Here is a 13,183-nt window from a genome sequence, read left to right on the forward strand (position 1 = left end):
CCTGCCGACTGCGATCAATCGAGCTGGCTGGTGGCGATCACCTTCCAGTTGGGGTCGCGGGATTTGGGATTGCGCGAGAAGGTCCATTCATCGGCAATGGTCTGGACCTGATCGGCATTGCCCTCGACCAGATTGCCGTCCTTGTCGCGCGTGGCCGAGACGACCTCGGCATGGAAGTCGACCGTCACATTGACGTCCTTCTTGTCGAATTCAGCGTCGACAATCGACACCTTGGGCAGGCCGACAAAGGTGAAGTCCACCGTCTTGCCCTCGGCCTCGCGATCGACAATGGCGCGCTGGAAACTCTCGAAAATGGGCTTGTCGAGCAGGTTCTTGAGCGTCTGGCGATCGCCCTCGGCGAAGGCCGTAACGATCATTTCATAGGCCTGCTTGGCGCCCTCAAGGAAGCTCTTGGGCGAGAAGCCCGGATCGACTTCGGCCACCGCCTTGAGACCAGCCGCGAGCGGTGCGTTGCCGGCGGCCGCCTGTTCGATCTCGGCTTCGAGCTTGCGGGCGCGGCGCTCATCGTCAAGATCGGGCTGGGCCGCACGGGGCCGCAACGGCACCACCGTTTCTTCATTGGCCGCAGCCTGTTTTTCCGTCGGGGTCGAACGGCTCCGGTCGATGGGCGGGCGCTCATTGCCGGTGCGCGTGCCCAGCACAGAGCGCAGCCGGAACAGCACAAAGACAGCAACGGCGATGGCAATCAGGGTCGGCAGATCGAGGAATTCGGCCATGTAGCGGGCACCTTGAATATGAGGCGTCGACAAAAAACTGTTCGCTGGCGCTCGTTGTGCGCCATATCTGGCCTATATATAGGCAAAGCTTTAGCCCGAAACCAGTTCACGATGGGGCGAGTTGCGTTTTTGCCGCGTCCGAGGTGAACAAAACTCCTGCGAGGAGCCGAAATTGGCCCGCCTGATTGCCCTTTCCTTCCTGGCTTTGCCGCTTCTGGAAATCGCCGTGTTCATCATTGTCGGCCGCGCCATCGGCCTGTTCCCGACACTCGCACTGGTGATCCTGGCAGCACTTGCCGGCGGGTTGCTGTTGCGCCAGCAGGGCCTGAGCACGCTTTCGCGGCTGCGCAACAATGTCAATGCAGGCACCATTCCCGGGCGCACCATGTTCGACGCCATGCTAATCGGGCTGGCGGCCATCCTTCTGGTGCTGCCGGGCTTTCTTAGCGATGTGATGGCGCTTTCCCTGCTGATACCACCGGTCAGGGGCTGGCTGTTTTCGGCCCTGGCGGGCCGGGTGCGGGTGGTTGAAACCACCACCAGCTATCGCCGCCATGACGCGTCCCGGGACGAACAGGACGACGAAACGCGCGCCATCGAGCTTAAGGATGATGACTGGCGGGATCGCCGCGAATAGGGGGCAAGCTTGTTCGCGTCGGCCAAAAGTGCTAGCCACACCGCCATAATTGCCTCGAACCTAGCCATCTAGAAGGACCAAATAATGGCCGATGACACCCAGGGCGCGGCAGCGCCGCAGCCCGGCACTGCCCCCAGCATGAACCTCGTGGGTCAGTACATTCGTGACCTCTCCTTCGAAAACCCCGGCGCGCCCGCAACGCTTCTGGGCGGCGGTGCCAATCCGGCGTTCAATGTGTCGATCTCGGTCGGCGTCAAGAAGCAGAGCGACGAGATCTATGCCATCGAGCTCACGCTCAATGCCAAGGCCAATCGCGAAGAGACCGTGCTGTTCAATGTCGAGCTGGTCTATGGCGGCATTTTCCGCATCAAGAACGTGCCGGAAAACCAGCTTTCCCCACTGCTGATGATTGAATGCCCGCGGCTGATCTTCCCGTTTGCACGCCAGGTGCTGGCCAGCGTGACGCAGCAGGGCGGCTTCCCGCCGCTGATGATGGAGCCGGTGGATTTCTCGGCGATCTATCGCCAGAACTTGGCGAAGCTGGCCCAGCAGCAGGGTGGCGCTCAGGCTGCCGACGCCGCCGCCGAGGCACCCAAGCCGAACTGATCGCAAACAGCATTGCGAACAAAATATGGGCCCCGGTCTCCCGCCGGGGCCTTATCATGTCGAGTGGCTGATCCTATTCAGCGGCAGCGCTTTGCTCATATCTGGCCCAGATGGCGTTCTCACCCATCTGTTCAATGAAGGCCTCGTGGGCATGCGCTTCAGCCGCGCTGAGCCGGCCGGGCAATGGATTGGGGCGCTGGGCTACCGCAATGCGGGTCTGGCCCATGCCGCTGGATGCCGTTTCCACCTCGGCCACCAGGGCCAGGCTCACCTGCTTGCCACCGATTAGCTCGAGATAGACTTCGGCCAGGATCTCGCTATCGAGCAGCGCGCCATGCAGGGTGCGTCGGGAATTGTCGATCCCGTAATGCTTGCACAGCGCATCAAGGCTGACGCGGGCACCCGGATGCTTCTGCCGGGCGACCATGACAGTGTCGATCACCGCATTGGCAAGGCGCGGTAGTCCGGCCCATTCCATTTCGGCGTTGAGAAAGCCCATGTCAAAGGGCGCATTGTGGATGACCAGCGTGGCATCGCCGATAAAGGCGCGGAAATCCTCCGCCACCGCCTTGAAAAGCGGCTTGTCGGCCAGAAAGGCGTCGCCCAGACCATGCACGCGAAATGCCTCTTCGGGCATTGAGCGTTCAGGATTGATATAGACGTGAAAATTCTTGCCGGTCGGGATGTGATTGATGAGCTCGACACAGCCGATTTCCACCAACCGATCGCCGCCCTGCGGCGAGAGGCCCGTGGTTTCGGTATCGAGCACGATTTCCCTGATCATCCGTCCTGCCGTTCTGCACGCAATTTGCGCACCAGCTCTGCCACTTCTGCCTCGATCATCGGGATCGGCACGGTGGTGTCAAAGAGCCAGTCAGCGCGTTCCTTCTTTTCGGCCTGTGGCATCTGGCGGGCAAGCAGGGTCTCCATCTTTTCCACGGTCATGCCGGGCCGGGCGAGAATCCGCTCGCGCTGTACCACCTCGTCCACGTGGGTCACCGCGATGGTATCGAAACCATAATCATGGCCGCTTTCAAACAGTAACGGCACCTCGACGGCCGCCAGGGCATGACCATGCGCTTCTGCTTCATCAAGAAAGTTAGCGATTGCGTTGCGCACCAGCGGGTGGACAATGGCTTCAAGACGCAGGAAACCGGAGGGATCGGCGGCTAGGCGCCGCGCCAGTTCGGCGCGGTCGATGACGCCGTTGTCCGCAACACCGGGGAACAGCGCCTCGACAGGCGCGACGGCCGCACCGGCATAGAGCTGCGCTACCGCCTCGTCTGCCGAGAAGACGGGCACGCCACATTTGGCAAAGGCACCGAGCAAGGTCGACTTGCCGGTCGCGATCGATCCGGTGATGCCGATCCGCCGCATGGTTCAATGATCCAGTGTTGCTTCGATCCGCGCCCGCAAGGCCGGTGTCACCTCTGGTTCGACCCCGAACCAGGCAGCAAAGCCCGGCACGGCCTGATGCAGCAGCATGCCCAGCCCGTCCACAGTGCGCAATCCCTCGGCCCTGGCCGCAGCCAGAAGAGGGGTTTCGAGCGGGGTATAGACAATGTCAGTCACCAATGCCGATTTGGACAGAAGGCTCATATCGAGCCAGTCAAAGCGCGTGCCATGCATGCCGATGGAGCTGGTATTGACAACCAGGTCCGTGCTCGGGGCCAATTCGGCATAGGCATCAAAGCCATGGGCTTCGAATGGCCCGTCAATTTCCTCAATCAGCGCCTGGGCATTGGCCAGCGTGCGGTTGAGCACATGGACCTTGCCGCCATAGCGGCGCCGCAGGGCAACCAGTACGGCACGCGCCGCGCCGCCGGCCCCAATGACGACGGCGTCTTTGGAGCCGTCGGACCACCCGGGTGCATTGGCGTCAAGATTGCCCAGAAAGCCGAGATAGTCGGTATTGGTGCCACGCACCTTGCCGTCCTGCACCACCAGCGTGTTGACCGCGCCGATGACCCGCGCCAACGCATCAACGCTGTCGCAAAGGGCAAAGACCGCTTCCTTGTGGGGAATGGTCACATTGCCGCCGGCAAATTCCCCGGCGCGCAGGCGGGCGAAAAAATCAGACAATGCGACCGGGTCGACATCGATAGCCTCGTAGGTACCTGCAATATTGTGTTCAGCCAGCCAGCTTCCATGGATCAAGGGCGAACGGGAATGGGCAATGGGGTGCCCGATAACAAATGCCCTGGTGGTCAATGCTGGATCCTTGGTTCAATCCCGAGCGTACAAGAGCTCAGGCGCGATGTCGCGCAATGCGGCCAGCAGCGGAAGCAGCGGCAGGCCCAGAATGGTGAAATAGTCGCCGGCCACGGTTTCGAACAGGCGAATGGAGGGACCTTCCAGGCGATAGCTGCCGACCGAGGCAAGACTTGCCTCTCCTTCCAGATCGAGCACGTGATCGCGCTCCTCGGCAGAAAAATCCCGCATGGTCAGCTCCGCCGTCTGGAGATCGGACCAGAGAAGATGCCCGTCCCGCACCAGGGTGACAGCAGCGTGCAGCCGGTGGGTCTTGCCACGCAGATGCTCGAGTTGCGTGACAGCATCCACTCGCGAAACCGGCTTGTGTAAAAGTTCAAGACCCAGCGCCAGCGTCTGATCGGCGCCGATCACCAGATCGCCGGGCCGGTCCCGGGAAACCGCTTCGGCCTTGTGCCGCGCCAGCAGCAAGGCAACATCACGGGCATCGCCGCCGGCCTCGAGCGCCTGGTTTTCGACCTGCCGCTCGTCAAGTTCTGCCGGCATGGCGGCAAAGCGCAATCCGGCCTTGTCCAGCAAGGCTTTGCGGGTGGCACTGGCGGAAGCAAGGATCAGCATGGAGAGCAGTTTTTCCACACTGTCATCCCCAGCTCAAGGCCGATCTGTGATCTGGTCGTGCAAGTCTGGCCCGGGACCAAACTTGTCCCCCTTGGCTAAGAATTTGTTAACAGTTGAATTCGGAGCCCGGCGAAGCAGGGGCGTGGAAAGGTCTGGGGAAAGCTAGCTCGGGCGATAGAAAGATATGCGCAGGCTCATCCACACCCGGAATCGAATCATTGACTCGGCAAAGGCCGGATTAACCTCTCGTTAATGAATTGGGCGCGTTAAGACTTCAGTAAGAGTTTGAACTTGATTCACACCCCGTTAACCATCCCCTGCGCGCAAGTGTCACTTCATCGCTCGATTGTGGGTGACGAGGAATTGCAGCTAAACACCGCCATAAAGATAAAGAAGCGAAGCAAGAAAGACTCTTTATAGGGTTTTGGAAGGGATGAACCCATGGCTCCGGTGACGCACAAACCATTGCTTGCCACGGTGTTGGGACAGCGTCAGGAACGCCCCCCGATCTGGATCATGCGCCAGGCCGGACGCTATCTGCCCGAATATCGGCAGACCCGGGCACAGACCGACGGTTTCCTCGAACTGTGTTACACGCCCGAACTGGCCGTCGAAGTTACACTGCAGCCGCTACGGCGCTTCGATCTGGACGCAGCCATTCTGTTTTCCGACATTCTGGTGATCCCGGACGCCCTGGGACAGAGCGTGCGCTTTGCGACAGGCGAGGGCCCCTTGCTCGAGCCGCTCGACGAAAAAGGCATTGATGGCCTCGATCGGGATCGGGCGATGAGCCATCTGGCACCGGTATTTGAAACGCTGCGCCGACTTCGCGCTACACTGCCCGCCCAGAAGACCTTGATTGGCTTCTGTGGTGCCCCCTGGACGGTGGCGACCTATATGCTGGGCGGTCGAGGCTCGCCGGATCAATGGACGGCGCGCCGGTTTGCGCTGGAGCACCCAAAGGCTTTTGACAAGCTGATCGATACTCTGGTGGACACCTCCATCGACTATCTCGCGGGACAGTTCGAGGCGGGCGCCGATGTGGTGCAGCTTTTCGAAAGCTGGGCGCTCAATCTGGACGATGCCAGTTTTGTCCGTCAGGTCATGGAACCCAACCGGCGGATTGTCGAAGGCCTGCGTCAGCGGGTCCCCAATGCACCGGTGATCGGGTTTCCGCGCGGCGCGGCAGGCAATCTCCGGCGCTATGCGGAGGCCACCGGGATCAATGCGCTGGGGATCGACTTCGCCACGCCGATCGATTTCGTCAATACGCATCTGCCGCCCGAGCTTGCTGTGCAGGGCAATCTTGATCCGCTGCGGCTGGTGGTCGGTGGTGAGGCCATGGAAAGCCAGGCCCGCGCCATTATCGAGGGCTTCGCGAATCGGCCGCATATCTTCAATCTGGGACACGGCATTGTCCCCGAGACCCCGATCGCGCATGTCGAACGGCTGGTTGAATTGGTCAAGTGCGGCTGACAGGCGCTGCTGAACTGGTGAGGAGTTCGCCATGTATGAATGGGTCAAGGCGCTGCATGTCGTCTCGGTTATCGCCTGGATGGCAGGAATGATGTATCTGCCGCGCCTATTCGTCTATCACGCCGAAGCAGCGGTGGGTTCGGACAAGGCCGAGACCTTCAAAATCATGGAGCGCCGGCTTTATCGTGGCATCATCACCCCGGCAATGCTCGCCACCTGGCTGTTCGGACTGTGGCTGGCCTTCGGCTTCGGCATTGTTGATTTTTCTCAGGGGTGGATGTGGCTCAAGGCGGCGATGGTCATCGCGCTCAGCGCTGTGCATGGCTGGTACGGGTCGATGCTGCGGGCCTTCAAGGACGATCGCAACACGCGGCCGCATACATTTTACCGCGCTATCAACGAGATCCCCTTCGTCATGGCGATCGTCATCGTCATCGCGGTGATTGTGAAGCCGTTCTGAGGGATCGGCTAAACTTGCTGTCTTGCCATACGGGCATAGCTCTCATGGCCTTCTCGCCTCAAATCTTTCCATCGGAGAGATTTGCCAGGCGGGACCGCCCGAAGTTTCACGTGAATCGATTTTGACAATTTGCTTTGAACTTGAAACGGGCCGCGGATCACGCTACATGGGGACAAGGCATCCCCTGATTGCGCGACCACCCCGGTTGCTGCGCGGTGCCGAAATTTCCCCTTATTCGACTGTCCAGTCTTACCGATATCCCTCTAGGGTCGTTTCGCTACATGCAGAATATCAAGCTCAGTGAGCTCAAGGCCAAGTCCCCGGCTGAACTCTTGGCATTTGCCGAGGAACTCGAGGTCGAGAACGCATCGACCATGCGCAAGCAGGAGTTGATGTTCGCCATCCTCAAGGAGCTGGCTGCCCAGGACATCAATATCGTTGGCGAAGGCGTGGTCGAGGTGCTCCCCGATGGGTTCGGCTTCCTGCGCTCGCCCGATGCAAATTACCTACCCGGGCCTGATGATATCTATGTCAGTCCCAGCCAGATTCGCCGCTTTGGCCTGAGGACCGGCGATACGGTCGAGGGCGAAATCCGCTCTCCCAAGGAAGGCGAGCGTTATTTCGCGCTGCTCAAGGTTTCTACCATCAATTTCGAAGACCCCGAGGCCGTCCGCCATAAGGTCAATTTCGACAATCTTACCCCGCTCTATCCCGAAGAACGGCTGCGCATGGAGTTGCCGGATCCGACAACAAAGGATCGCTCGGCGCGATTGCTCGATCTCGTCGCGCCGCTCGGCAAGGGCCAGCGCGCATTGATTGTTGCGCCTCCGCGTACTGGTAAGACCGTATTGTTGCAAAATATTGCACAATCTATCGCCACCAATCATCCTGAATGCTATCTCATCGTCCTGCTGATCGATGAGCGTCCTGAAGAAGTGACCGACATGCAGCGCTCCGTGCGCGGCGAAGTCATCTCCTCGACCTTCGATGAACCGGCTTCGCGCCACGTTCAGGTCGCCGAAATGGTGATCGAAAAGGCCAAGCGCCTGGTCGAACACAAGCGGGACGTCGTTATCCTGCTCGATTCGATCACCCGTCTCGGTCGCGCCTACAACACTGTTGTTCCAAGTTCCGGCAAGGTGCTGACCGGTGGTGTCGACGCCAATGCCCTGCAGCGTCCCAAGCGCTTCTTCGGCGCAGCCCGCAATATCGAGGATGGCGGCTCGCTGACCATTATCTCCACGGCGCTGATTGATACCGGCAGCCGCATGGATGAAGTGATCTTTGAAGAATTCAAGGGCACCGGCAATTCTGAAATCGTGCTGGACCGTAAAGTCGCGGACAAGCGCGTCTTCCCGGCGATCGACATCAACAAGTCGGGCACCCGTAAGGAAGAACTGCTCGTCGAGTCCGATATCCTGCGTAAAATGTATGTCCTGCGCCGCATTCTCAATCCAATGGGCACGATCGACGCCATGGAGTTCCTGACCGACAAGGTGCGTCAGACCAAAACCAATTCAGATTTCTTCGATTCGATGAACACCTAGGGCCTCGGGCCGGGAGCCGGATCATGCAGGCGGGCGACACCATAATGGCGCTCTCCTCCGGCGTATTGCCGGCAGGTGTTGCGGTCATTCGCCTCTCCGGTCCACGCGTGCAGGAAGCCCTGGACAAGATGGCCGGGGGCACACCCAGGCCGCGGCAACTGGCGCTGCGTAAGATTGGTGCAGGCCAAATGCTCGATCAGGGTCTGGTCGCCTGGTTCCCCGCGCCCCACAGCTTCACTGGAGAAGATTGCGCCGAGCTGCAGGTGCATGGCTCGCCTGCTGGTGTCAAAGCCATCCTGGCCGAGCTTGGTGGTCTCGGCCTGCGCCTTGCGGAAGCTGGAGAGTTTACCCGCCGCGCCTTTGAAAATGGCAAGCTTGATCTCGTTGAAATCGAAGGGCTGGGCGATCTGCTGAGCGCCGAGACGGAGAAGCAGCGCCAGCAGGCCCTGGCGCGTTTTGATGGCCGCCTGACGGAAAAAATCGCGCAATGGCGCGAGAGCCTGCTGGATCTGCGTGCAGAAATCGAGGCCCGGCTCGACTTCTCCGATGAAGGCGATGTGCCCGAGGCGTTGCCACATCACTGGCATAACCAGCTTGAGGCACTGGAAACAGCGCTCCAGGCAGCATTGGGTTCTCTTGAAAGCGGCCGGATCGTCCGCGAAGGCATCAGGGTGGCGCTGGCGGGCGCCCCCAATGCCGGAAAATCCAGCCTGATCAATGCCCTGGCAAAGTCTGACATTGCCATCGTATCGGACGAAGCAGGCACGACGCGTGACGTCCGGGAGGTGCCCCTGGATATTAATGGGCAGCTCTTCATTCTGCTCGATCTCGCCGGATTGCGCGACAGTGACAGCAAGGCGGAGACCGAAGGCGTACGCCGGGCACATCAGGCCATTGAGATGGCGGACATAGTGCTGTGGCTATCTGCCCCTGATGTGCCCGATATCCCTGCCCCTGATGTCACTGGCCAAGTGCTGCGCATCGGCACCAAATCGGATCTAGGATACTTGCCAGGGGTGGATGTCAGTATCTCGACGCAGTCGCCGGATGATCTGATTGAACTGCGCCGGCGCCTTGATAGATTGGCTGACGGCATGACGGGCGGAGAACCCAGCCTCATCAGTCACGAAAGAGACCGCCTCGCCCTTGGCGGTGCCGTAGCGGCGCTCGAAGAGACCCGACGCAATCTCGGTGACTGGGAGCTAGCTGCAGAGTCGCTGCGCAGGGCGTCGGCATCCTTGGAGCGTCTGGTTGGCCGGATAGACGCGGAAAAGGTGTTGGATCGGCTGTTTTCCAGCTTCTGCATCGGCAAGTGATTCACGTGAAACGTGTAGCAGTGGTTCAGCCAAAAACGGCACGGTGGCCCGGACCAAACCAAGACGATCACAAGAACCAGACCCTATTGATAAACATGTCCGTCGTTACACAGTTGCGATACTACCCTACCCAGGTATCGAAATTGATTCACGTGAAACATGCTCGGTGAGACCGGCAAGCAAGCGGACAATTGATTCACGTGAAACATTGGCCTATGTCAGGCGCCTTGGAGAAATTGCCATGACTGACTATGCCGTCATTATCGTCGGCGGGGGCCATGCAGGCACGGAAGCCGCAGCAGCCTCGGCGCGCCTCGGCGTTCCCACTGCGCTGATTACCCATCGCTTTGACACCATTGGCGAAATGAGTTGCAATCCGGCTATCGGCGGATTGGGTAAGGGTCATCTTGTGCGCGAGATCGACGCCTTGGACGGGCTGATGGGCCGCGTGGCTGATGCCGCTGGTATTCAGTTTCGGGTGCTCAATCGCCGCAAGGGTCCAGCGGTGCGAGGCCCACGCGCCCAGGCCGATCGCAAGCTTTATCGCCAGGCCATGCAGGCCGCAATCTCTGCGCAGGACAATCTGGACGTCATTGAAGGGGAGGTCGACGACCTTGAGGTCACAAACGGCCGGATCAGTGGCGTCGTGCTGCTTGATGGTCGCCGGATTGGGACCAAGGCCGTGGTGCTCACTACGGGCACATTCCTGCGCGGTCTGATCCATCGTGGCGAAGAAACGGTGCCGGCCGGCAGGCTCGGGGAAAAGCCAGTGCTGGGCCTCTCGACGCGGCTGGAAGGACTGGGTTTGCAGCTTGGCCGGCTGAAGACCGGAACGCCGGCGCGCCTGGACGCCACAAGCATCGACTATGCCGTCCTTGAGGAGCAGCCGGGTGATACTCCGCCAGAAGCCTTTTCGGCACTGACCACCGGCATCACAACGCCGCAGGTTTCCTGCCACATCACGCGGACAACGGCCGAAACACACCGCATCATCCAGGACAACTTGCATCGTTCGGCGATGTACTCGGGCCGCATTCAATCGCGCGGTCCACGCTATTGCCCCTCGATCGAGGACAAGGTGGTCCGCTTTGCCGACCGGGACAGCCACCAGATTTTTCTCGAACCCGAAGGATTGGATGATCAGACGGTCTACCCCAATGGGCTGTCGACCTCATTGCCGGCAGAGGTGCAGATGGCGTTCCTGCAATCCATGCCCGGTCTTGAGTCGGTCCGGATCATCCGGCCGGGCTATGCCATTGAATATGACTATGTCGATCCAAGAGAGTTGAAGCCAACTTTGGAGGTCAAAAAGCAGCCGGGCCTCTATTTGGCGGGTCAGATCAACGGTACCACCGGGTATGAGGAAGCCGGCGCCCAAGGCCTACTGGCCGGCGCCAATGCCGCACTGGCCGTTAAGGGCGAAGTGGCCCTGGTGCTGTCACGGACGGAAAGCTATCTCGGCGTCATGGTCGATGATTTGGTCACGCGTGGTGTCAGCGAGCCTTACCGGATGTTTACCTCGCGCGCCGAGTTCCGTCTGCATTTGCGGGCGGACAATGCGGATCAGCGCCTGACGCCCTTGGGGTTGGAGCGTGGGCTGGTTGGTACAGAACGCAGCGATGTCTTCTCCAAACGTCAGTCGGCGCTGATCCAGGCGCGCAGCTTGCTACATAAACTGTCTGTTTCTCCCAATGAGGCGCGCAAGGCTGGCCTGGCGGTAAATGAGGATGGCAAGCGGCGGACGGCGTTTGAGCTGTTGTCCTACCCCGACTTGGAAGCGGCTGATCTGGCAGGGCTTTGGCCCGAACTGTCCTCGATGGATTCGGCTATCGTCGAGCAAGTCTCGATCGATGCCCAGTATGCAGTCTATCTGGACCGCCAGAAGTCGGACATTGAGGCAGTGCGACGGGATGAGCAGCGCGCTATTCCGGCTACGCTGGACTATATGGCTATTCCAGGTCTTTCTATGGAACTGCGGCACAAATTGGCCAATGCGCGCCCGCAAACCATTGCACAAGCACAGGCATTGGACGGCATGACGCCGGCCGCCATCACACTTCTGCTCGCGGTAATCCGTCGCGGTCAACTGTCCAAGGTCGGCTGAATGCAGGACGTTCAAGCCGTTGCGCGCTATGCGTCCGTTCTGTCACGCCCTGTTGACGCGGTCGTACGCGACCTAGAATCCTATGCCAAGTTGCTGACCAAATGGCAGTCAGTGCAGAATCTGGTTTCACGTGAAACATTGGCTCAGATCTGGACGCGGCATTTTGCTGATAGTCTACAGGTGCTCAGCCTGATGACATTAGCTGACCGGCTCTGTGTCGATATCGGTAGTGGCGGGGGCTTTCCGGCCCTCCCCATGGCGATTGCCAGCAAGGGCCTGGATCGCCACTTCGTCCTGATTGAGCCAACGTCCCGGAAAGTCAGCTTTTTGCGTACCGTGGCACGTGAGCTTGATCTGAATGTCACGGTGATCGGGCGGCGCTGCGACCAGATTGATTCACGTGAAACAGGCGTCCCAGACGTCATCACGTCGCGTGCTTTGGCGGCGATGCCTCAATTATGTGCCTGGATGGCCCCGTTTTTCGGCCCAAACAGCAGGGCCTTGCTGCATAAAGGACGGGAACATGTTGAAGAGCTCGTGGAATCGGGTGCGCAATGGCATCATGACGTGCTAGTAAGGGTCAGTGACACAGATCCTGGCGGCGTGATCCTGACGGTTACGAATCTGCGCCGGAAAACAATGCGTTAGCGGCACACGGAGGCCAATTTGGCACCCCGGATATTGACTTTGGCCAATCAGAAGGGTGGCGTCGGCAAGACGACGACTGCCATCAATCTGGCGACCGCTCTGGCGGCCATCGGTGAACGCGTCCTGATCGTCGATCTAGACCCTCAAGGCAACGCCTCCACTGGTTTGGGCATTTCGCGGACGGATCGCGCCCTGTCAGCCTATGATGTGCTGGTAGGTGAGGCGAGTGTGCCGCAGGCCGCGGTGATGACCAGCGTGCCCAATGTGGCCATTGTGCCGTCGACCATGGACCTGCTCGGCGTCGAGCTGACCATTGCCGATCAGGCCGATCGTGCCTTCAAGCTCCGTAATGCGTTCAAGAATCTGGATGAACTGCGGATCAACGACCAGTCTATCAGCTATATCCTGATCGATTGTCCGCCCTCGTTGAACCTGCTGACGGTCAATTCGCTGGTCGCGGCCGACGCCGTGCTGGTGCCGCTGCAATGCGAGTTCTTCGCGCTTGAAGGGTTGAGCCAGTTGCTGCAGACCATCGAGCAGATCCGTTCAACGCTCAATCCGCGCCTGTCCATCCAGGGCGTGGTGATGACCATGTTTGACAAGCGCAACAACCTGTCCGAGCAGGTGCTGAACGATGTGCGGAGCGAAATGGGTGAGCTGGTCTATGAGACGGTGATTCCGCGCAATGTGCGGCTCAGCGAGGCGCCGTCCTATGGCAAGCCGGCGCTGCTTTATGATCTCAAATGTGCGGGAAGCCAGGCCTATCTTCGCCTTGCCACCGAAGTAATCCGTCGTGAGCGACGGTTGAATGCTGCCTAGGAGC

At 59.9% G+C, this 13,183-nt stretch carries 14 protein-coding genes; 9 read left to right on the plus strand and 5 right to left on the minus strand.

Annotated features, from left to right (window positions below):
• Window positions 1-14: 14 nt before the first annotated feature.
• The gene (locus tag DDE76_RS11840; RefSeq protein WP_104892694.1) at window positions 15-737 is read right to left on the minus strand and encodes a Tim44/TimA family putative adaptor protein; all 723 of its coding nucleotides are present in this window, start codon (window positions 735-737) and stop codon (window positions 15-17) included.
• 172 nt (window positions 738-909) lie between these two features.
• Between DDE76_RS11840 and DDE76_RS11845 the strand changes: the two genes are divergently transcribed.
• Window positions 910-1,374: an FxsA family protein gene (locus DDE76_RS11845; protein ID WP_157955774.1), complete on the plus strand. Its 465-nt coding sequence runs from the start codon at window positions 910-912 to the stop codon at window positions 1,372-1,374.
• 84 nt (window positions 1,375-1,458) lie between these two features.
• Window positions 1,459-1,980 carry a protein-export chaperone SecB gene (gene secB, locus DDE76_RS11850; RefSeq protein ID WP_104892696.1) on the plus strand — a complete coding sequence of 174 codons (522 nt, stop codon included), beginning with the start codon at window positions 1,459-1,461 and terminating at the stop codon, window positions 1,978-1,980.
• A gap of 73 nt (window positions 1,981-2,053) precedes the next feature.
• Here secB and dnaQ read toward each other — a convergent pair whose 3' ends face one another.
• The 4 genes from dnaQ to DDE76_RS11870 are packed head-to-tail and all read right to left on the minus strand — an operon-like array spanning window position 2,054 to window position 4,827.
• Entirely contained in the window at window positions 2,054-2,761 is a 708-nt protein-coding gene (gene dnaQ / locus DDE76_RS11855; RefSeq protein ID WP_104894834.1) for a DNA polymerase III subunit epsilon, read from the minus strand.
• Window positions 2,761-3,357, minus strand: coding sequence for a dephospho-CoA kinase (gene coaE / locus DDE76_RS11860; protein WP_104892697.1), 597 nt, complete (start codon window positions 3,355-3,357; stop codon window positions 2,761-2,763). The genes dnaQ and coaE overlap by 1 nt, the downstream gene beginning before the upstream one ends.
• A gap of 3 nt (window positions 3,358-3,360) precedes the next feature.
• Window positions 3,361-4,191, minus strand: coding sequence for a shikimate dehydrogenase (locus tag DDE76_RS11865; protein WP_104892698.1), 831 nt, complete (start codon window positions 4,189-4,191; stop codon window positions 3,361-3,363).
• 15 nt (window positions 4,192-4,206) lie between these two features.
• Window positions 4,207-4,827 (minus strand): Maf family protein, encoded by a 621-nt coding sequence (locus DDE76_RS11870; RefSeq protein WP_342748377.1) that lies wholly within the window; start codon window positions 4,825-4,827, stop codon window positions 4,207-4,209.
• A gap of 423 nt (window positions 4,828-5,250) precedes the next feature.
• Between DDE76_RS11870 and hemE the strand changes: the two genes are divergently transcribed.
• The 7 genes from hemE to DDE76_RS11905 all read left to right on the plus strand — a co-directional run bounded on the left by hemE (window position 5,251) and on the right by DDE76_RS11905 (window position 13,179).
• Window positions 5,251-6,285 (plus strand): uroporphyrinogen decarboxylase, encoded by a 1,035-nt coding sequence (hemE, locus tag DDE76_RS11875; protein WP_104892699.1) that lies wholly within the window; start codon window positions 5,251-5,253, stop codon window positions 6,283-6,285.
• A gap of 31 nt (window positions 6,286-6,316) precedes the next feature.
• Entirely contained in the window at window positions 6,317-6,745 is a 429-nt protein-coding gene (hemJ, locus tag DDE76_RS11880) for a protoporphyrinogen oxidase HemJ (RefSeq protein ID WP_104892700.1), read from the plus strand.
• A 281-nt stretch (window positions 6,746-7,026) separates the two neighbouring features.
• Window positions 7,027-8,292 carry a transcription termination factor Rho gene (gene rho / locus DDE76_RS11885; RefSeq protein WP_104892701.1) on the plus strand — a complete coding sequence of 422 codons (1,266 nt, stop codon included), beginning with the start codon at window positions 7,027-7,029 and terminating at the stop codon, window positions 8,290-8,292.
• Between the two features lie 23 nt (window positions 8,293-8,315).
• Window positions 8,316-9,608, plus strand: coding sequence for a tRNA uridine-5-carboxymethylaminomethyl(34) synthesis GTPase MnmE (gene mnmE / locus DDE76_RS11890; protein ID WP_104892702.1), 1,293 nt, complete (start codon window positions 8,316-8,318; stop codon window positions 9,606-9,608).
• A gap of 241 nt (window positions 9,609-9,849) precedes the next feature.
• The gene (mnmG, locus tag DDE76_RS11895) at window positions 9,850-11,712 is read left to right on the plus strand and encodes a tRNA uridine-5-carboxymethylaminomethyl(34) synthesis enzyme MnmG (protein ID WP_104894836.1); all 1,863 of its coding nucleotides are present in this window, start codon (window positions 9,850-9,852) and stop codon (window positions 11,710-11,712) included.
• The gene (rsmG, locus tag DDE76_RS11900; RefSeq protein ID WP_104892703.1) at window positions 11,713-12,360 is read left to right on the plus strand and encodes a 16S rRNA (guanine(527)-N(7))-methyltransferase RsmG; all 648 of its coding nucleotides are present in this window, start codon (window positions 11,713-11,715) and stop codon (window positions 12,358-12,360) included.
• Between the two features lie 18 nt (window positions 12,361-12,378).
• Window positions 12,379-13,179, plus strand: coding sequence for a ParA family protein (locus DDE76_RS11905; RefSeq protein ID WP_104892704.1), 801 nt, complete (start codon window positions 12,379-12,381; stop codon window positions 13,177-13,179).
• Window positions 13,180-13,183: the final 4 nt, after the last annotated feature.

The organism is Devosia indica, assembly GCF_003056405.1.
Classification (GTDB): Bacteria; Pseudomonadota; Alphaproteobacteria; order Rhizobiales; family Devosiaceae; genus Devosia; species Devosia indica.